We start from the raw sequence: 20,902 nt of genomic DNA on the forward strand, positions 1-20,902 counted from the left end.
CGGCATGGAGACTCATGCCGAGAGCAACCGCTTAGCTCGTTCGGGGCGCAGAGCTGTTCCTCTCCGAAGACGTCTTTTGCGCACGCCCATAGCACTCACATCCAGAGCGGCCGGGTAGCGCAACCAGAGTTGACCCGAGGTAGCTCGAAGTTTCACGCCTGGCGAATCGCACCATCAAGTTTTCTAATGGTAGTCGCGGACCATACTGGAACGTCCGGCGTCTTACTAAACTTGGCTCATCGGAACCCGCCCAGTGGATGACCGGGGCGTCCCACCCATTCCGTCTATCCCTATCGGGTCCGATTCAATCGACGGCGTCGAGCGACGACGATCCTTTACATTTAATCCGGGAGTCCGCTGTGAAAGACGCACGCGCTCATTTGAGCTTGAAACGCCTTGCTTACGCGTTCCTCATCTTTTGCTTTCTCGCGATCGGGCCGTTGAACGCTCAAGCGCAAAGTCAGGTCCAGACTCGGCAGCAACCGGCCCTGCCTCACGTTGCTGTGCTGGCAACTGGTGGAACGATCGCCGGGACCGCAGCTACCGAAACGCAAACAACGGGCTACAAACCGGGCGAACTCACTGCCGATGCGCTTCTTAAATCTGTTCCATCGCTGGGGAAGGTGGCCCAGGTCTCCGGAGAGCAGGTCTCGAACGTTGGAAGCGACAACATCACCAACGTTATCCTCCTCAAGCTTTCGAAGCGTGTAAACGAACTGTTGGCTCAGCCCGATATCGCCGGCGTGGTGATAACTCACGGAACCGATACGCTTGAAGAAACCGCCTATTTTCTGAATCTGGTTGTCAAGAGCGACAAGCCAGTCGTCGTGACCGGCTCAATGCGCCCCTCGACTGCCATCAGCGCGGACGGCCCCAGCAACTTGCTTCAGGCAGTGACTGTCGCTGCATCACCTGCGGCGCGCGCGCGAGGCGTGATGATCGTTCTCAACGACCGGATCGGCTCTGCGAGATATACGACTAAAACTCACGCGGACAGCCTCGATACGTTCAAGAGCCCGGACGATGGCTACCTCGGCACATTGGTTGACAACGTGCCGCATTTCGAAACCGCAGTAGCAAAACTTCACACCTCGCAGACCCCGTTCGACGTGTCCAAGCTTGATTCGCTTCCCGAAGTCGACATCATTTATGGCTACCAGAATGACGGCGGTTATCTTTACGACGCTGCAGTGGCTCACGGCGCGCGCGGCATCGTCGTGGCGGGCGTCGGCGCAGGCAGCGAGTCGCTTCTCGCGCTTCCGTCTATCAAGAAGGCAATTGATAAGCGTGTCATCGTGGTCCGTTCCTCACGAACCGGCGGCGGTTACGTCCCAGAAGACCCCGCCTACGTTGGCCTCCTCGGGGATAACCTCAATCCGCAGAAGGCCCGCATTCTTTTGATGCTCGGGCTCACGCTCACAAATGACCCAGCCCGGATTCAGGAGATGCTTCACCAGTTCTAGAAGATGGACGGGCAAGACGGGCGGCGGTCATCGCGCTTTCGCCACCTATCAATCTCAAGAGTTTACCTTGGGACCGAATGCCAATACGCAACATGTTCGTATGCCGAACTCCGCGTAAGGGCGAGGCTAACGACCTTCGATCTTACCGCCCAACACGGGCTGACTGCGCCTCGCTTCCTCAGATCGGGCGAGCTTATCCTGAGGAAGAAACACTGTTCTGATCAGGAGCGATTGACCTCGCTGTTCATGGCCCAACGGTCGCTTGCCTGTTCTAAGTCGTGTCAGCCGCATCTGATCGCCCGCTACGAGAAATTGACGGACCGAGACTCCGTTGAGCGGCCCGGTGCTACGCGCTGGGCTTTTTTTACGCCTCCCAAAAAACGCCTCGCGCGCCGATGTTCAGCGCTGCTTCGAGTTACTATTAGAAATAGTAATACCCTGGCGACACCTGCTGTTTTTATGAATTTCTCGTCATAGACTGTTCTCAAGGTGCCAAGACTACTTCGGCATCGCACCGAGACAGGAGACGACAGTGACCAAACAAGTTCTACTCGAGGATGTTCCTCTTCGCCCTTTTCACGTGGGCGTCGCGTTCAGTGGCACAGGCGGCCAGTTCAGCGACGGCTTTGTGCTTGGCATAATCGGCATCGCGGTCAGCATGGCTGCCGGCCCGTTGCACCTCGACGCGCTCTGGATGGGATTACTCGGCGCGGCGTCGCTCGCGGGCCTGTTCTTTGGCAGCATGCTGGCAGGCCCGTTTGCCGACAAGTTCGGTCGCCGCTCGATCTTTGCCTATGACATGCTGCTCTTCGCCATCGTCTCGGCCGCGCAGTATTTCGTCACCACGCCCACGCAGCTGTTCGTTCTGCGTCTGGTTTTGGGGCTTATCCTCGGCGCCGACTATGTCGTGAGCAAGTCATTGGTCACTGAATATTCTCCGCGTCGCTACCGGGGCCGCTTGCTCAGCGTTCTTGCCGCGGCTTGGGCTGCCGGCTATGTCGGTGCCTACCTTGCTGGGTTCGCAATGCGCGACATTGGCCCGGACGCCTGGCGAATTATGCTCGCGGCGAGCGGCGTTCCTGCCCTGTTGATTCTTCCCTTCCGTCTCGTAGTGCCGGAATCACCGATGTGGTTGATGAAGCGCGGACGGGGCGAAGAAGCTCTGGCCATCATCCGTCGAAAATTCGGTCCCGAAGTCACCCTTCAGAAGCCCGCGGTCGACGCGACTCAGCATCGTGGCGGAGCCTGGTCCGAGCTGTTCTCGCGGCGCTGGCGCAAAAACACCCTTGTCGGTTGCGTGTTCTACACGTGTCAGGTCATCCCTTACTTCGCATTGGGGACTTTCGCGCCTCGAGTGCTTGAGGCGCTGCACGTCAAAGACAAATTCGTGGGCGGCCTTGTCTACAACGTTCTGTTGTTCGCCGGTGCCATTATCGGGCTCTTGCTGGTCGACCGGCTGTCTCGCCGTACGTTTCTGATCGGGACGTTCTACCTCGCAACGCTTGGCTTGGCTGTGCTCGCGTACGCTAGTTTCGGCCCCGTTGGAACGATGATCGCGTTCGGGGTTTTTGCATGCATTCTCTCGGCAGCAGCGAACCTTGAATTTGTCTATCCGCCCGAACTCTTTCCCACCCATCTCCGCGCTTCTGGCGTTGGTTTGGCAGTCGCGTCAAGCCGCTTCGGTTCGGCAATCAGCACTTTCATGCTGCCGCTGGCCGTCCAGCATGTCGGCATCCACGCGGCATTGGGCGTATGCGTTGCGGTGCTGCTCTTCGGCGGAGTTTTCTGTCACGTTATGGCGCCGGAAACGGGCGCTGAGACCCTGACTGACGTTAAGTCCGATGATGCTGCCGAGGCAGAATCCCTTGCTGCGAAGCGCCACGCCTGACGGCCTACGGTCTCATCGTTAATCGCGAGCAAGCGGTCCGTGCGAGTGGCACGGCATGGGGTTCTGAAAACTCGCGAGCAGACGCGTGACAATGATCCTAAGCAATTATCAGGACTCGAGCGATGTCATCGAATAAGCCACTCGACATGCATGCAGTGCAAATCTTTGTGGCCGTTGCCGAAGAAGGGAGCATGTCGGCAGCGGCAGCGAGGATGGGTATTTCACAATCAGGTGTGTCGCAGATCATTCGGCAGCTTGAGGAAGAGTTAGGTGTCGTGCTTGTCAACCGTACGACACGTCCGCTCGCATTAACGCCGTTTGGCATCGCGCTTCGGAATCGCGGTGCAGTATTGAGTGAGGAGATTGCCAATCTGAAGGCGCAGGTTGTCGAAGCAGGTCAGGGGATCAAGCCTGATTTGCGTATCGGATTGGTCGATTCCTTCGCCTCTACGTGCGGATCAATCTTCACGAAAAATCTGCTGAACAAGGTTTCGCAGCTCTCGATACGCACCGGACTAAGCCCGCAGCAAGGCGAAGCTCTGTTGCGCCGGGACTTGGACCTCATCATAACGAGCGACCCGTTGATTGATGCGAATGACGTTGTTCGCTATAGGCTGTTCTCAGAACGGTACTTCGTCATAACCCCGAAGGAGGTCACAAAGCCAGTGCGAACCCTGGACGATCTGCGGTCTCTTTCTAAGAGCTTGCCGATCGTCAGGTTCAATCGAACCTCTCAGGTTGGCATGCAGATCGAACGGTATCTTCGGCGAATTGAAGTTCGTGCACCCAACAGGCTGGAACTAGACAACGCCGACGCCCTCACGTCTATGGTCGCCGAAGGCATCGGCTGGGCAATTACGTCTCCCATGTGTCATCTCCAAGCTGTGACACATACTGGTAACGTCGCTACGCACATAGTTGAGAAATTGGGCTTGGAGCGCTCGCTATATCTAGTGGCGCGACGAGATGAATACAACGCTTTCTTCGATGACGCCTGCGATACCGCGCATGAAGTCATCGAAACATCATTCATGCCGAGGCTGAAGGCCGTTGGCTCAAACATCGAATCTCTGATTACCGTTGGCGAAAGGAACACTCATGAATAAGCTTACCCAAGGCGAGCAGCGCACCGAGCAGGACTATGTCGGCGAGGTCACCATTCCGGCTGACAAGCTCTACGGTGTGAACACTGTTCGAGGCATCGAAAATCTTACGGTATCCCCGCTCAATGTCGCCCACTACGCACAGTTCCGGGACGCCTTCGCGCAGGTGAAATGGGCGGCCGCACTGGCGAACTTCAACAACGACGTTGTCACCAAGGAACAGTGCGAAGCTATCGCCAAGGCCTGTCAGGAAGTCATCGCCGGGCGGTGCGACTCGTCGCTTCTCGTAGACTTGATGGAAGGGTCGGGCGGAACCTCGACGAACATGAACTTCAACGAGGTCATCGCCAACCGTGCGCAGCAGTTCCTCGGACACGTAGCGGGCAGCTACGATGTGGTTCATCCGAACGATCATGTGAACGCTTCACAGTCGACGAACGACGCATATCCGGCCGCTTTGAAGATCGCGACCTATGCGATGCTCGGACCTTTAATCGAAGAGGTATTGCAACTTGCGGCTGTGTTCGATGGCAAGGCAACCGAATTTGCCGATGTTCTGCATCTGGGACGGACCTGCCTACAGGACGCGCAACCGATGCGTCTCGGGCAATTGTTCGGAGGCTATGCATCTTTGACGAAACGTCTTGCCGAGGAACTCACTGCAGTTCGCGACAAGCTTCGCACGCTTCCGCTGGGTGGCACTGCGATCGGCACTGGTTTCGGCGCTCCAGTCGGCTACCGCGCTGCCGTGTACTCCCATCTTGGTGAAATCACAGGGGTGGATTATCGGGCACCGACGAACTCTTTCGATGCGATGCAGAACATGGACGTGTTCTCGCGAGTCTCGGCAGAGCTCCGCACGACCGCCGTTTCGCTCGCAAAAGTCGCATCGGATCTGACGGTGTTGTCTTCGGGACCGGTGGGTGGCTTGGGCGAACTGAAGCTGCCAGAAGCACAGGCCGGTTCATCAATCATGCCCGGCAAAGTCAACCCCGTCCTACCGATGGCAATGCTTCAACTGAGCTTCGCGGTCGTTGGCAACGACGTCGCAGTTGCGCAAGCAGTGCAGTACGGTGAATTAGAAATTAACCATTTCGAGCCCGTAGTCGCCTCTCGCGTGTTCGACAGCATTGTGCTTCTCACAAACGGCATCCAACGTTTCGCACAGAAATGTGTCAAGGGCATTCAGGCTGACGTTGAACGCAACGAAAAGCATCTCCTGGAATCGATGGCAGTTGCGACGGCGTTGGTCCCTAAGATTGGCTACGCTCGTGTGAGTAAGCTCGCTCGCCAGTCAGTAGCGGAGGGCCGCTCCCTCGTTACTATCTTGGACGAATCGGGGTTGCTGTCCCCCGAAGCGACCATCGCGGCGATTCGTAAAGCGTCGTATCCCGTGTTCGACGCATGATCGGATAAATGGGGCGTCGCGGCAGACGGAACTCCCGAGCCGGCCGCCCTGCAACTTCAAAACTGAAAAAGTCAATGCTGGGAAAAGTTGAACTACTAAAGCTCCTCGACGATAGAGGAATATCGTTCTCCTTTGAGGAGCATGATTCGGTGCTCAATATGGAAGAGTCCGGCAAGCTCAACCTCGTGCTAGAAGGTGCGCGGTGCAAGAATCTCCTGCTTCAAGACAAAAAGGGACAATACTTCCTGATCGTTACGACGGCCTCGAAGTCTCTCAATCTGTCTGCTGCCGCGGAAGTCCTTGGCAGCAAGCGTCTCTCATTCGCCTCTTCTGCTAAGCTCTTCGAACTGTTGGGCATTCAAACCGGTTCACTGAGTCCGCTTGCACTGGTGAATGATGAAGCTAAGCGTACTCGACTCATCGTCGATTCTGATCTAAGCGAAGAGGCGACGTTTCTCTTTCATCCTTTAGAGAACAACGCGAGCATTTCGCTCTCGAAACAAGCATTGGACGCCTTTCTAGGAACCATTGGTCATCGCGCCGAATGGAAATCGCTCAATAATCGCACCGTCGCTTAAACCCCATCAGCATTGCTTACAACCACCGGTCATACGGGGTCCGATCGGTGCCGCAAACGAGCGGCCGTTCAAGCAACGGCCGCGCCGAACGGTCAAATGACTGGAGGCCGGCCGACAGCACTCGTTAGGTCGTAGATGCATGCATCGTTGCGCATGAGCAAACCGACCCAAACAACGTCCGCATCTATCGAAAATCGCCACGGAACGGGTCCATTTATATAACTCTCAATCTCTTAACGGATCGATTTTCCGCCGGAACTCGACGAACGCGACAGCGATCACCTCTTCTGCTTGATCGATCCTGCACGGCGTCTCGTCGATGTTCGGCGGCCGCATTGTCGTCCATCGACGAACGATGATCGGCCATTGCTGACGTTCGTCGTTTGCCGGCGGGACGGCTCTTCAACACTCGACACCGGTCGTTCACAACGACGGTCATCGCGTACAGCGGTTCGCCTCCCGACCAAAAGGCGAAATCGACCCAAACCCGTCGGTCATTCGATAAAGTAGCGAGCGGCTCCTTTCTGAGCGGTGCAGTCATCCGCCGGCCTCCGCCTCACTTCTCAGATAAGATTTGCTGGATCCTTTGTGGGATCGATTTCAATGAGTTGCCGCCGCGTCTGGACGTCTACGAAGACGGGGTTCGGGACGGAATGGTATTGCGTTTTGCCGACCTCACCACCGCGCACAAACATGGCGACGCGTTGGTTCGTTGTTGTGTCGATGACCGTCTCGGTCTTTCCTGTCTCATCCGAGACGTAGAGCTTGTGAACCTCGGGTGCGAAAGCCATCCTGTCCGGATAGCTGCCGCCCGGCACTCGCGCCACGACTTTCAGTGCCTTCTCATCGATGGCCACGATGGTAGCGAGCGGCGTTGGATTCGCCATCATTTACGAGTACACGGCCTATTCGCATGTAGGGGATCACAGGAATGTTTTGCCGCTCGAGCCTGAATTTTTGGTAGGGGTCTGCGTGATGACTTTTGCGAGCAGCGCAAACTCACAAGCGCTGAGAGTCCTCGTCGAGCAATTTGCAGCAAGCTCGCAAAGCAAAGGATCGGAAGTACGCCGAGGTGAATTGGTGGATGGACCGGAACCGGAGTGCCGCGAGGTGCGCGCGTCAACCTTGGATGCTGACAATGCTTATGACATGCAGGGTTCCCAGCGTCCACCCCAGATACGCGAGTTCTGGTTGGTTGGTGACACCGAGATCGCAGCAAAGTCTTGAAGCAAAAGTTGCTTTTCGCACCAAAGCGCGACGTCAGTCGCGGCCGTTCAAAAGAGCGAAGCCCCGATTCGCGAGGAGCCGGGGTTTCATCGTCGCCGCAGTGGTTGACTGCAGCCGCCACGATCCCGCTACTGGTTCGTCAGTCCCGTGTCATCGACGGGCGTAGCCGCATCCGGCTTCTCAAGCGCGGGCGTGTAGTTGATCTCGCTGTTGAGGTTCACGTTGCTATTTTTGTCGACGATTCGCGACGCGATGACCGTGTTGTTCGTCGTCCCCCAAAAGTTGTTCGAGACGTCGAAAACGAACGGCGTGCACGTGCTACCGCTCGCACTCGAGGCGGCAACTGAACAACCCACTCCGGAGAACATCGTCACCGCGATCCGGTTGGCATTAGTGTTACCTATCTTGAACAGGAAAGAATTCAGCGTAACTGCAGTGGGCGCATAGCTGTACGTGCCCGACCCACCCGTGGTGCTCGGTGTATAGATAGTCGATGCGGAGGTGAGCGTCAGCGGGCTTGCCATGTCGATGAACAGATTGTTCTTGATGGTCGACGTGCTGTCGAAAAGCAGGCCTGCCGAATTGATGAATGTGTTGCGCTCGACGTCGGAGTTTTGACCGAGGTTGACACCATATGACCTAAGCGAGCGAACTCCGTTCGTCATGTCTTCGGTGACGCTTGCGCGCTCAACGCGAGAATCGAGCAATATAAGCTTGTTGGTGCTTCCCGTCGGCAGAGGTGTTTCATACAGGTCGGCGAACTGGATCGAGGCGCTGCCGCTCTGCGTGTTGCGCACGCCGAAGCCGTAGAGCTTTGCATGCAGGCCGGTAGATCCTTGGACTTTGACGACGCCGGCGTTCGTAATGGGACTCGCACCGATGTCGCCCGAGCACGTCGCGCAACTCGTTCTATCGCCCTCGATCACTGCGCCCGCCTCGATAGTCAGCGTAGCATTCGCTGCAATCTGCGTACCGCTCGGCACGTAGTACGGCGAGTTCGCGGCGGTCCACGTCGTGTCCTCACGGATGACCGTGTTGGCGGGGATAACCGTTTTCGGGATCTCGTAGACGTAGATGTTGTGGTTGTTACCGTTTCGGCAGGCAGCGGTCACGTCCGTCGTGAAGCCGGATGTGCAGTTAGACGCAGCAGGCGTGCTTGCGCCGCCCGGCGCGCTCGCACCAGACGGACTGCTTGCGGGTGTGACAGGATCGGCGGTGACCGGCGTGCTCGGAGCGGGGGTATTCGGGGTATTCGGCGGAATCGTTGGTGTCGTGGAGGGGGAAGCCGTGGCCGGCGTCGACGCTGCAGGACTATCGGCCACAGGTGTGTTCGCAGCCGGTGTCGAGGCGGACGGCGTTTCTGAAGCAGGTGACGATTGCGCAGTGGTCTTCGCGCCGCCGTCGTTGGAGCCACCACCACCGCCGCAAGCGGCCAGTGCGACAGCAGTGAGCAAGGCAAGATAGGTCTTCATTCCCAATCCCCGGAGAGGTTTTTAAGTTTTTGATTAACGCGCGATGCGCCCGACGATCATAGGCAGCCAAAGGATTGGTAATAGTGCGCTGCCTCACCAAGGCATACAGTTGCCTGACGACCGGTCAGCAAGATTTCCCGAAGCGAGACTGCGAGGGGCCAAACAAGCGTGCAGCGGCAGTGAACGTGCGCGGCAAGCAGGCAGTTGGTTTCCAGGCGGCGCGGTTGAGGTATTCCGTCAAGGCGACTCAGCGCCGTTTCGAAAGGTCATGGAGGTCTTTGGGCCAGCTCTTCTTGAGCCAGGGCGCAAGGCGGCAGAACTCGTCGTTCCCGAGATCGAACAGGTGGGAGAAGAAGGGAATCATGTTCGGTAGTGTCTATAGCAGGAGTAACATGCCGACGAGCACCGTGACGTGAAATCCACTTCCCAAAATCCCACTCCGCAGTGCGGTTCGGTTCAGAAAGCCGAGCGCGGTTAGCAATGAGTGTCTCCGCGACAAACGGCAGCGCTAGCAGCTGGTCCGCCGAGGACATCATCCAGTCGGAGTCGGCAAGCGTGCGCCAGCCCGGCGCGCCGAGGTGGAACGCCGAGACACCTCATAGCGCCCCGCGACAAGCAGGAGCAGTGATAGGTAGCAGCGAAGCTACGCCCCAGTCTCAAATTCTTTTGCTTGTAGGTGTCAGCGCGCGACCATCTGTGACGAGTCGAATTTTTACTAGTCCCTGAAGGTTCTGCCGTGGGACCTGACCTCAGTATGAACAGGGTGTAAGCTCAATTAAACGTCTCTACTCGGCATCCAGATGTCAGCGTGTTCCAACGACAATGGCCGTTGTCCGTGGCGAAGGAGCCGCAGGAACTTCCTTTCAGTAGGTTTGCCAATGGCCGATTTTGGCCGACTGCACACGTTGACGGCGGCGTCACGATGGCCGCCCGCGAGGAGATCTCCACAACCTTCATTGAACTGGTGCTCTCGGCCAACTCCCGTCATTGAACCGAGCCGGGCAGCGATCACTCAAACGACGGCTCCTTGCCGAAATGCGCCCGTTGTGATCCAACGAGCCTACCGCTGAGCTTTTCCATCGACGAGCGAGTTGCGGTCCACAGCCACTTGGTGCACATAGGCGACGACGTCAACTGTCGCTCCGTACCGACCCGACTGCTGCCATTTCCTCTTGGATCGTTTTAGGCGAACGGTCGATTATTGCGGTGACCAAATATAGCCGTCGGAAGGCTTGCCAAGCTGGCTGTAACGTTCTCCTGTAGCGTCGACTTAGCGCACGAATGACTTTAGCGGTCATTTTTCCGAGCAATCGGTTTGGGTCTGACCATGCTGGCGCGTCTCGCCCACCATTTCGCACAGGCCGGCCGTAATGGCGACGCCACGAAGGCGCTCGGCTACGCTCGTGAAACCGCCGCACAGGCCGCGCGATCGTTCGCTTATGAGGAAGCGTCGCGGCTTTATCGGCTCGCGCTCGATTTGCAAGCGGAGCATTTTCACGAAGACGCGACATTGCGCTGCGAACTGCTCTTGACGCTCGGACGTGTCGAAGCAGACCTCGGGGCGGCCGAACCGAGTCGCGCCGCATTTCTCGAAGCCACCGACGTCGCGCGCCGGAACCGACTCGTCGAGCTCTTCACGCGCGCGTTAAGCGGCTAGGCAGTGGTAGGCGGCTGAGGATCTACTGAAGTATGCCCACTGTTTTTGTAATGAATGTCCAGAAATTTGCGGGCGCGATAAAGCTCGGGTGACGGCTTATCTTCGTTCGCTATAGCGTCGCCGAAGCATTGCCTCAAAGCTTCCGCGACGACGATCGTATTAACATAGTCGTCGATGTAGCGGTAATTTACGTAAAGCTCACCGAACATGCCGAGAAAGTAGCTGGCCTCGCAAGGGTGACTTCCAAGCCGCGCTTCTAACCATGACTTCACTTCTTGATCTTTGTGATTGCGCCAGTACCGCAGTAGTTCGAAAGCGTCCTCTGAGCGGTATCGCTTATACGGAGGCGTCGCTGACGCTTCCTGTGCAATCCGCTGTACAAGAATCGCGTCAAGCTGGCGCCAATCTAGTTTGAAGTCGCTTTCTTGACGCTGCATTCTAATTCCGATTCCTATCGTTCCTTCTTCTAACGCCCGAAGCTGATTATATACCTGCCACGCAAATGACAGAGGGGTTGCTCGCTCTAGTACTGTCGGCGCAATAAATTGCCTCTTGTCTTCTTGAAGAGCAAAAAGGCAGGTGCTAAGCTTGGCGACGGCGATTGCCATGTCCGTCGCTAGCCTTTGATCTGAATGGTCGCCGTCGGTCGGCAATAAATCCCCACAAAGCGACAAAGCGATGGCAAGACCTTGAGCATGCTGTAACGAGGATAAAATCTTCTGGTCGGTAACGGAGCCTAGGCGCTCGATAAGCTTCGGTAGACGACTTTGGGCTAAACCGCGGACGGCGAGATTCAACTTTTCTTGTTCGCCGTTGCTTAGCGAAAGAATGCCTTCGATCTCAGCATCAGATACATCATCAGTCGCGACCGCGTAGGAGAAGTATCTTCCATGATAGCGCGGATCCGACAGCGGTTTATCTGTGTCTGGTCGATGACGCGACAATACGGCAATGAGCGATTCAGCTGCTTTTCTCTCGTTATCTGGTAAGTTTGCTGTTTCAAAGTCCTTAAAGTCGCGCGCATCTCGAAGATGCCGGTAGAGGGCGGGAAACAGAATTTTGATAGCCTCGATTATCATTTGGTCAATCGGATCGACTTCGCCTTTTAGCATTGGAAGTGCGAAGCGCAAGGCATTTGCGTACCGAATCGCTTGGCGGGGCGTGTTTAGCGCGATCGAAAAATCCTCCTTGCACACAAGACGAAACTCGTCCCATGTCCTATCGGGAAAAACTATCTTGGCTTCGTCGCAGGCCTTCCGAGCGTGCTTTATCACGAAAGCGACCAGGATGTCTGCGCCCACAGCGGGTACCGAAAAAGGATACTGAATAATCTTCTCAAGAAATTGTCGCCCGTCCGCTCTCTCACCATACGCCCGGCCTGCCACTCGCGCGACTCGCTCTTCGTCAAAAGCGAGCAAGTAGACTACGTTTGGTACGTTCGCGGAGAGCCGCACGAGTTTGAGCATTGTCATGATCTCATCTCGGTCGACGCGATCGAGATCATCGATCAGGACGATTACTCTCTTCGTCGCACTACGCATGATTTCTATAAGCCTTTGGCGTAATGCGGGTGTGGGATCATCGGCCAAATCTTTACCGAATCCCTCTAGTGCCTTGCTCAGGCCGCTGCCAACGCCAGGAATACCGCTGATTACGCCACTGTATTTCTTCAGAAATTCACCAATTTCCGCGCCTGCTTTGGTCAGGTCCACGTCGATGCTGGACGCCAAGCCCATATAGAACTGCCGGAGAAGCGTGTCTGCGTCTTTGTAGAGCCAAGGGTTGAAAGTGAACACAGTCACTCTTTGTCCATTTTCGCGTTCTAAAGCTGCTCTCACGAAATTCAGAACGGTGCTTTTTCCATAGCCCCATCGACCGAATAATCCAAGAACCGGCGCACCCTGTGATGTGTCGAACCCGAGAATCGTTTCTGCCAGCCTCTTGCAGAATGGCCAACGATTAAATTCATCTTCTTCGGGAAGTTCAGCTGGATTGTCGAGCGTGACGTCACGGGTCATGATAAAAGCCCTCGGCCTGGATCGAGCGGTCAGCGTGTTCATATTAGTACGCGCCGTCGTCGATTCCCAAAAAAAGGCGACTAGCACCTTTGCATCTCGCGCACGCGCGGCGCGTGAATGGGTTTGCCTGGTGAGTTGTCGGCCGGCAAGCTTTGCGACGCCCAGGTCGGCGCCGTCCAGACGACAACCATCATACGATTTCAGCAAAAAAGACGGGCGGTCACCACGTCGAGTTAACGAAAGTGTGGGGTTACTGAAGCTTGGCTATTCGTAGCATCAAAATAGCTTTGACCCGAGGCGCACCAATTCCGATTGGCGGTTGCACGATGTTTTCTTCATCAGCGGCGCGAGTTGATTACGAATCGTTCTCTCGGCTACGTCGATCGACCATGCAAGCTCGGCGTGTGTGTGGCCGCTTACCAGCCCAAGAAAGACGCGTGCTTTCAGCAGCGGTCAGTTTGAAATAGCTTGCCACCTCGTGCAGCCCGGGAACCTCGAACGCGGTTGGGAGCTTTGACCGCACGAAAAGAATTGACTCGGTTGCGAGCCGCGGCGCCGCCGAAGCGGGGATCACTTCGAGGCATAAGCCTTCCTATGGCCGACCACGCCCGCCGGTGTTCGTCGGGCCGGGGCCGGCCAGTCTCTGCCCTTGAGAGACTGAGTTAGAACGACCGAAATCCGGAGAGAAGCTGGCGTTCCTTGGCATTGCTTCGGAACGTCATCGAATTATGGAAACATTGACATGAGGGTTTGCCAGCCGACACACTCGCATATCGCTTAGCACGGAGGGCGTGTGGCAACGTTCTGTGAACCGCTGACGGCGACGTCCCAAAATGGCAACCGGCTTGTAGACTAAAACGTCGTTTTCTGGCGGTTCGCAATACGCGGCAAGCCGACTCCGAGATCGGACGCCTGTATTGGCGCACCCGCAGCACTGGCCGTGAAGGCTCGGGTTGGTTCAGGCGACTGTCAGGAATCCCCGAGCGGCCCCGTCGAGCGATGGTTGCTTGACAACCGAACTGCACGATCAGCAATGTGCAACCCGCGTTTCGTCAAAAAAGGGGAGCGTGTATATGAATTTCGTGGGCCGGGAGCACGAGATTGCTCTGCTGCACGAGGCGTGGCACCACGCGCTGGACGGGCGACCACAGGTGGTTGTGCTTGTCGCGGAGGCGCGCCTTGGAAAGACGCGCATCGTGCAAGAGTTCTACCGATGGCTAAACGAGTTTGAAGATCCCGATAACTACTGGCCCGACACGCTTCTAAGCAACGACGACAGTCTTCATATCAATCCGGTCTTCGAAAATCAACCACCTCGCGATCTTCTCCCGCCTTGGTTATGGTGGGGACTACGCTGGGTCAAGCCTGACCAACGCAATCCTAGCGAAGTGACGCCCTGTGGCGTCATCGCAGCTGCCGATCATCTCAGGCCGCATGTCGAAACGGCCAGACGCCGACTCGATCAACGAAAGGCCGAAAGAAACGCATTGATCGGCGTTGGCAAAACCGCTCTGAATCTGGCTACTCTCGGGCTCGCAGGCTCTGCGATCGAACTCTTTGAACGTGGAGCAGATTTGTATGAACTCCTCAGGCATGACACGGCCGATCGACGGTCGATTGCCGCGAGACAGCTTGAGCGATCCGAGAATGAACTCAGCTATCTGTCTCAGCTATTGCTCGCGCTTACCTCAACCGATCAGACAGTCCCGGGAGGAATGCCGCTTATCGTCGTCCTTGACGATGTCCATTGGGCAGACCCAGAGAGCCTCCAGTTCGTTCAGCGATTGATGCGCGAGTTGGCCTCGCGCGGTGGAGATCGTCCACAGGCCCCGACCCGACTTCTCATTATTGCTACCTCTTGGGAGCGAGAGTGGAACGAAGAAAACGCTCAGCCGATTTCGGCTCAAGCGGATTCGTGCCCTACTTCCTTCTGTGACGCAGTACGCGCACTGCAACGCCAAGCGACCCTCATGGGCGCAACGGGCCCGAAACTTACCGAGTGCCGCCTAAGACCTTTACAAACAACGTTGGAAAACGCCATTGCGGAGGAATTGCCAGGGTTGACAAGAGAACAAAGCGCGCTTGTCGCACAGAAAGCCGGGGGGAGTCCCGGACTTTTGGTCGAACTGGTCGCAAAGCTGAAGAACCGCAGCCGGCACCTGTTCGATCAATCCGATACGAGCCGCAAATTAACGTTAAGGGGCGAGGCGGCAGTGCGTGAGATGACCGTCAGCTATCACGAACTTGTTGAAGAGCGACTGCAAGACCTTGTCGCGATGGAAGCCTCTGTTTTGCGCCTTGCCAGTTATGTTGGGCTCACTTTTTCGCGACCGTTTGTTCGAGACCTTGCCGCTCACATCGACGATGCACTTAAAGCATCGCAAGGCGCAGAGGGTGTGGAAAAAGCACTGCTTCGGGCGGATAACCCGTTGGCCATTATTCAAGCAGTTGCTGATCGTTTGGACGAGTTTCGCTTGCCGATCTATCGAGACGTTCTTCGACGGCAATTGCAAGAGTCCGACGATCTCTGGCGCTGTGTTGAGCAGCACCTGCCGGTGCAGACACGTATTTGGCTCGATGAAGCGACGCTTGTCGAGTTGCCTGTTGAGGAAAAGAAGGCTTTTCTCTTCTTTGCATCCGGCGAATTCTACTCCCGCTTATTCGAACGCTCGGACGAAAGCGCCCGCTTGCCGTTGCTACAAGCCTGGGCGGAACAAATTTTCGACTTGGAGGCGGAGGGCCGAACAGAGCCAATGACCGCGTTGCAAGATATGTGGGTGCGAGTTTGGCGAGATGGCGATGAAGCGAATACGTTGTGCATCGGTCGCAGACGGCTTGCAGGGGTGTTGCGATGTGCGTTCGCAGTAGATCGCGCTGACTCTGGAGCCGAGATTGCGGAGATTGGTCTCGGACTTATGCCAAAAGTACCAACTTCGGAAGAGCAGTCAGCGTTACTTTCAATGCTGCTGCGCTATGACGGAGACGCTGCTCTCGCCGTCGACGACCTAGCCAAGGCTAGTTCGCTATTTAACAAATTCCAGTCTGAGGCATCGCGCGCACTTAACGCATACGGTCCGAGCGCCGAACGTTTGCGCGACGCCTATGTGGCAAAGTGCAAGATTGGCGACGTGCTGCTGCGCCAAGACCAGGTCGAACCCGCGCTCGTGCTGTATCGCGAATCGCTGGAGATCTGCGAGCGCGTTCTGCTCGAGTTTGGCCCCAACGCTACGCGGCTGCGCGATGTTTACGTGTCAAAGTTCAGCGTCGGTGCCCTGCTGCTGCGCCAGGACCAGGTCGGGCCAGCGCTGGCGCTGTACCGCGAGTCGCTGGAGATCTGCGAGCGTATCCTGCGCGAATTCGGCCCGACTGCCGGGCGGCTGCGCGATGTTTCCATGTCGACGAACAGCGTCGGCGCCATTCTGCTGCACCAGGACCAAGTCGAGCCGGCGCTGGTGCTGTTTCGTGAGTCGCTGGAGACCTGCGAGCGCATCCTGCGCGAGTTCGGCCCAAATGCCGCGCGGCTACGCGATGTCTCCGTGTCGAAAGACAGGATCGGCGACGTGCTGCTGCGCCAGGACCAAGTCGGGCCAGCTCTGGCGCAGTATCGCGAGTCGCTGGAGATTCGCGAGCGCATCCTGCGCGAGTTCGGCCCGAACGCCGAGCGACTGTTCGATGTCTCCATGTCGAACGACAGGGTCGGCGACGTGCTGCTGCGTCAGGATCACGTCGAGCCGGCGCTGGCGCTGTATCGCGAGTCGCTGGAGATTCTCGAGCGCATCCTGCGCGAGTTCGGCCCGAACGCCGAGCGGCTGTTCGATGTCTCCATGTCGAAAGACAGGGTCGGCGACGTGCTGCTGCATCAAGACCAGGTCGAGCCGGCGCTGGCGCTGTATCGCGAGTCGCGGGAGATTCTCGAGCGCATCCTACGCGAATTCGGCCCGACCGCCGCGCGGCTGCGCGCTGTTTCCGTGTCGATTGACAGAATCGGCGATGTGCTGCTGCACCAGGACCAGGTCGAGCCGGCGCTGGCGCTGTATCGCGAGTCGCGGGAGATTGGCGAGCGCATCCTGCTCGAGTTCGGCCCGAACGCCGAGCGGCTGCGCGATGTCTCCGTGTCGAAGGAACACGTTGGCGACGTGCTGCTGCGCCAGGATCACGTCGAGCCGGCGCTGGCGCTGTATCGCGAGTCGTTCGAGATTTGCGAGCGCATCGTGCTCGAGTTCGGCCCGACCGCCGCGCGGCTGCGCGATGTCTCCAGGTCGAAAGACAGAATCGGTGACGTACTGCTGCACCAGGATCAGGTCGAGGCGGCGCTGGCGCTGTATCGCGAGTCGCTGGAGATTCGCGAGCGCACCCTGCGCGAGTTCGGCCCGAACGCCGAGCGACTGTTCGATGTCTCCATGTCGAAAGACAGGGTCGGCGACGTGCTGCTGCAACAGGATCAAGTCGAGGCGGCGCTGGCGCTGTATCGCGAGTCGCTGGAGATTCGCGAGCGCATCCTGCGCGAATTCGGCCCGACCGCCGCGCGGCTGCGCGCTGTCTGTGTGGCGAAAAACAGGGTCGGCGTGGTGCTACTGCGCCAGGACCAGGTCGAGCCGGCGCTGGCGCTGTATCGCGAGTCGCTGGAGATTCGGGAGCGCATCCTGCGCGAGTTCGGCCCGAACACCGAGCGGCTGTTCGATGTCTCCATATCGAAAGACAGTGTCGGCGACGTGCTGCTGCAACAGGATCAAGTCGAGGCGGCGCTGGCGCTGTATCGCGAGTCGCTGGAGATTCGCGAGCGCATCCTGCGCGAATTCGGCCCGACCGCCGCGCGGCTGCGCGCTGTCTGTGTGGCGAAAAACAGGGTCAGCTCTGTGCTGCTGCGCCAGGACCAGATCCAACCGGCGCTGATGCTATATCGCGACTCACTAGAGATCGACGAACGTATCCTGTGCGAATTCGGCCCGACCGCCGAGCGGTTACGCGATATCTCCATGTCGAAGGAAGGCGTCGGCTACATACTGCTGCACCAAGACGAGGTCGAACCGGCGCTGGCGCTGTATCGCGAGTCGCTGGAGATTCGCGAGCGCATCCTGCGCGAGTTCGGCCCGACCGCCGAGCGGCTGCTCGATGTCTCCGGGTCGAAAGACAGAATCGGCGATGTGCTGCTGCACCAGGACCAGGTCGAGCCGGCGCTGGCGCTGTATCGCGAGTCGCTGGAGATTCGCGAGCGCATCCTGCTCGAATTCGGCCCGACCGCCACGCGGCTGCGCGATGTCTCCGTGTCGAAGGAAGGCGTTGGCGACGTGCTGCTGCACCAGGACCAGGTCGAGCCGGCGCTGGCGCTGTATCGCGAGTCGCTGGAGATTCGCGAGCGCATCCTGCTCGAGTTCGGCCCGACCGCCGAGCGGCTGCGCGATGTCTCCGGGTCGAAAGACAGAATCGGTGACGTGCTGCTGCGCCAGGATCAGGTCGAGGCGGCGCTGGCGCTGTATCGCGAATCGCTGGAGATTCGCGAGCGTATCCTGCGCGAGTTCGGCCCGAACGCCCAGCGCCTGCGCGGTGTCTCTCTGTCCAAGAACAAGATCGGCGATGTCCTGCTGCAGCTAGACCAAGTCGAGGCCGCGCAGGCGCTGTATCGCGAGTCGCTTGAGATCGACGAGCGCGTCCTGCGCGAGTTCGGGCCGACGGCCGAGCGGCTGCGCGGTGTCTTTGTATCGAAGACAAAGGTCGGCGACGTGCTGCTGCACCATGACCAGGTCGAGCCGGCGCTGGCGCTGTATCGCGAGTCGCTGGAGACCTGCGAGCGCATCTTGCGCGAGTTCGGACCCACCGCCGAGCGGCTAGGCGATATATTCGCGGCAAAAGAGAGAGTCGGCACCGTGCTCCTGCGCCAAGATCAGGTCGAGGCGGCGCTGACGCTGTATCGCGAGTCGCTGGACACCTGCGAGCGCATCCTGCGCGAGTTCGGTTCTACAGCCGAGCGGCTACGTGGTGTCGCCTTGTCGAAGGACAGGATCGGTGACGTGCTGCTGCGCCAGAATCAACTCGAGCCAGCGCTGGCGATGTATCGCGAGTCGCTGGAGACCTGCGAACGCATCCTACGCGAGTTCGGTCCGACAGCCGAGCGGCTTCGCGACGTCTCCGCGTTAGAGAATAGCGTCGGCGACGTACTGCTGCGACAGGACCAACTCGAGCCAGCGTTGACACTATATCTCAAATCGCTGGAGACCCGAGATCGCATCCTGCGCGACTTCGGCCTCACCGCCGAGCGACTACGCGATGTCTCCGTGTTGAAGCAGGGTGTCGGCGACGTGCTGCTGCGCCAGAACCAACTCGAGCCAGCGCTGGCGCAGTATCGCGAATCGCTGGAGATTCGCGAGCGCATCTTGCACGACTTCGGGCCGACCGCTGAGCGGCTACGCGATGTTTCCGTGTCGAAGCAAAGTGTTGGCGACGTGCTGCTGCGCCAGGACCAGGTTGAGCCGGCGCTGGCGCTGTATCGTGAGGCGCTGGATATTCGCGAGCGCGTCTTACGCGAATTCGGTCCGAATGCAGAGCGGCTACGCGATGTCTGTACCACCCAACAAACGCTGGTCGTCTGCCTTACGGCTGCGAAGCCAGACGAAGCCTTGCAAATCGCACAGCGAGGGTCTGGCGCGGCAACGCACCTTACCGCCGTGTGCCCGAGCAGCGAGGCTGCCAGCAGCTTGGCGGCGTGGTTTGATTCGGCAATATCCCAGCTTGGCGGGGCCAAACGGGCTAATGATTAAAGCGTAGGAATCGAACTGCGCGGAGTAACCGGCAGTGCGACACGTTAGGACTGTGCATCGAATTCCGATGCACAAGTTGAAATGTCGAAGCGTCAGTCCGAGTTACAAGCCTAATCCCTGCCCATCGAACTTCCTGAAGCCGCAAAAGTGAGCCCCCGCGAACGTCTCATGTGAATCTTAGAGCGGACGGCAGCAAGCTCGGGCCGAATGGCTCAAACGGGTCGTCAAGCCTCGTTCGCCGCTCCCGGAAGCCGACGTTCGATTGCGTCGCATCGCGAACGACAGCGAAGCGGCGAGCTGCAGCCGCACGGCGGCTGAGCGGCAAGCGTCGGCTAAGGCCGATCGGACTAAACCGCTCGCGCGGTATGGGGCTCCGTCCCGTCTCTGGCAGGGAATGACAGGTGAGTGGCGCCGGTGGTTATGTTGGTGACTGAGGCAATCCGCCTCGTTCTCCAGCAGGAGCCCCATCATGACCTCCTCCGATCCGGGCGTCAGCCCGTTGCGCCGGCGCATGGTTGATGACATGCGCATGCGCAAGTTCGCACCCAAGACCCAGTCCGGGTATCTGCGTGCCGTACGCCAGTTTGCCAAGTTTCTCGGGCGTTCACCCGATACTGCTACTGTCGAGGACCTCCGGAATTACCAACTGCATCTGGTCGATCACGGCGCCTCGCCGGTATCGCTCAATTCGGCGATCAGCGGGCTGAAGTTCTTCTTCGACGTTACGCTCGGCCAGCCTGAACTGATGGCCCGGATGCAGCCGGTACGCGTGCCTCGCAAGCTCCCGGTGGTGCTTAGCCCCGAAGAGGTGCGGCGGCTGATCGCAGCAGCCGGCAACCTGAAGCACCAGACCGCGCTGTCAGTCGCCTACGGCGCCGGATTGCGCGCGAGCGAAGTGGTGGCACTCAAGGTCAGCGACATTGACAGCCAGCGCATGACGCTGCGCATCGAGCAGGGCAAGGGTCGTCGCGACCGCTATGCGATGCTCTCGCCGGTCCTGCTCGAACGCCTGCGAGTCTGGTGGCGCGTGGCCCGTGCCCAAGGCAGCATGCTCGATGGCGGCTGGCTGTTTCCCGGGATGGATCCCGTCGATCCGCTCAACACGCGGCAACTGAACCGTGCCGTTCACGCCGCCGCCGAGGCCGCGCAGATCGACAAGCGCGTAACTCCGCACACCCTGAGACACAGTTTCGCGACGCACCTGCTCGAAGAGAAGGTGGATATTCGCGTAATCCAGGTACTTCTTGGCCACAAGCCCCCGGCGGGCAGTTCAACTTCCCCTACTTATGGGCGCGTAAATTCCCCCACCCCGTGAAGCAGGACGAGATCGTTA

Annotated in this window: 11 protein-coding genes and 1 pseudogene; 9 read left to right on the forward strand and 3 right to left on the reverse strand. The window is 58.4% G+C overall.

Features of this window, described 5'->3' with window-relative positions; all coding sequences use genetic code 11:
• Nucleotides 1-359 precede the first annotated feature (359 nt).
• The 5 genes from AWB74_RS29060 to AWB74_RS29080 all read left to right on the forward strand — a co-directional run bounded on the left by AWB74_RS29060 (nt 360) and on the right by AWB74_RS29080 (nt 6,440).
• Nucleotides 360-1,463 (forward strand): type II asparaginase, encoded by a 1,104-nt coding sequence (locus AWB74_RS29060; RefSeq protein WP_327362598.1) that lies wholly within the window; start codon nt 360-362, stop codon nt 1,461-1,463.
• Nucleotides 1,464-1,995: 532 nt separating this feature from the next.
• The gene (locus AWB74_RS29065; RefSeq protein ID WP_061150094.1) at nt 1,996-3,351 is read left to right on the forward strand and encodes an MFS transporter; all 1,356 of its coding nucleotides are present in this window, start codon (nt 1,996-1,998) and stop codon (nt 3,349-3,351) included.
• A gap of 122 nt (nt 3,352-3,473) precedes the next feature.
• Nucleotides 3,474-4,457 carry a LysR family transcriptional regulator gene (locus AWB74_RS29070; RefSeq protein ID WP_061150095.1) on the forward strand — a complete coding sequence of 328 codons (984 nt, stop codon included), beginning with the start codon at nt 3,474-3,476 and terminating at the stop codon, nt 4,455-4,457.
• Nucleotides 4,450-5,862: an aspartate ammonia-lyase gene (locus AWB74_RS29075; RefSeq protein ID WP_061150096.1), complete on the forward strand. Its 1,413-nt coding sequence runs from the start codon at nt 4,450-4,452 to the stop codon at nt 5,860-5,862. The genes AWB74_RS29070 and AWB74_RS29075 overlap by 8 nt, the downstream gene beginning before the upstream one ends.
• A 74-nt stretch (nt 5,863-5,936) precedes the next feature.
• Nucleotides 5,937-6,440: a prolyl-tRNA synthetase associated domain-containing protein gene (locus AWB74_RS29080; RefSeq protein ID WP_061150097.1), complete on the forward strand. Its 504-nt coding sequence runs from the start codon at nt 5,937-5,939 to the stop codon at nt 6,438-6,440.
• Nucleotides 6,441-7,021: 581 nt separating this feature from the next.
• On the opposite strand, the pseudogene AWB74_RS29085 reads toward AWB74_RS29080, so the two are convergent.
• A pseudogene (locus AWB74_RS29085) lies at nt 7,022-7,306 on the reverse strand (YncE family protein); the annotation flags it as partial.
• Here AWB74_RS29085 and AWB74_RS46980 point away from each other — a divergent pair.
• Nucleotides 7,290-7,667, forward strand: coding sequence for a hypothetical protein (locus tag AWB74_RS46980; protein WP_200822042.1), 378 nt, complete (start codon nt 7,290-7,292; stop codon nt 7,665-7,667). The pseudogene AWB74_RS29085 and the gene AWB74_RS46980 overlap by 17 nt on opposite strands.
• A gap of 128 nt (nt 7,668-7,795) precedes the next feature.
• Here AWB74_RS46980 and AWB74_RS29090 read toward each other — a convergent pair whose 3' ends face one another.
• Nucleotides 7,796-9,139 (reverse strand): hypothetical protein, encoded by a 1,344-nt coding sequence (locus AWB74_RS29090; RefSeq protein ID WP_143749323.1) that lies wholly within the window; start codon nt 9,137-9,139, stop codon nt 7,796-7,798.
• A gap of 1,315 nt (nt 9,140-10,454) precedes the next feature.
• Here AWB74_RS29090 and AWB74_RS29105 point away from each other — a divergent pair.
• Complete coding sequence (locus AWB74_RS29105; protein WP_143749324.1) at nt 10,455-10,796, forward strand: hypothetical protein; 342 nt, start codon at nt 10,455-10,457, stop codon at nt 10,794-10,796.
• Here AWB74_RS29105 and AWB74_RS29110 read toward each other — a convergent pair.
• The gene (locus tag AWB74_RS29110; RefSeq protein ID WP_061150104.1) at nt 10,793-12,856 is read right to left on the reverse strand and encodes a KAP family P-loop NTPase fold protein; all 2,064 of its coding nucleotides are present in this window, start codon (nt 12,854-12,856) and stop codon (nt 10,793-10,795) included. The genes AWB74_RS29105 and AWB74_RS29110 overlap by 4 nt on opposite strands.
• A gap of 1,031 nt (nt 12,857-13,887) precedes the next feature.
• Between AWB74_RS29110 and AWB74_RS29125 the strand changes: the two genes are divergently transcribed.
• The gene (locus AWB74_RS29125) at nt 13,888-19,569 is read left to right on the forward strand and encodes a tetratricopeptide repeat protein (RefSeq protein WP_143749325.1); all 5,682 of its coding nucleotides are present in this window, start codon (nt 13,888-13,890) and stop codon (nt 19,567-19,569) included.
• A gap of 469 nt (nt 19,570-20,038) precedes the next feature.
• A complete protein-coding gene (locus AWB74_RS29130; protein WP_061150108.1) occupies nt 20,039-20,884 on the forward strand; it encodes a tyrosine-type recombinase/integrase in 846 nt (281 codons plus the stop codon).
• The last annotated feature ends 18 nt before the right edge of the window (nt 20,885-20,902 follow it).

The sequence above is a fragment of the Caballeronia arvi genome (genome assembly GCF_001544695.2).
GTDB lineage: Bacteria > Pseudomonadota > Gammaproteobacteria > Burkholderiales > Burkholderiaceae > Caballeronia > Caballeronia arvi.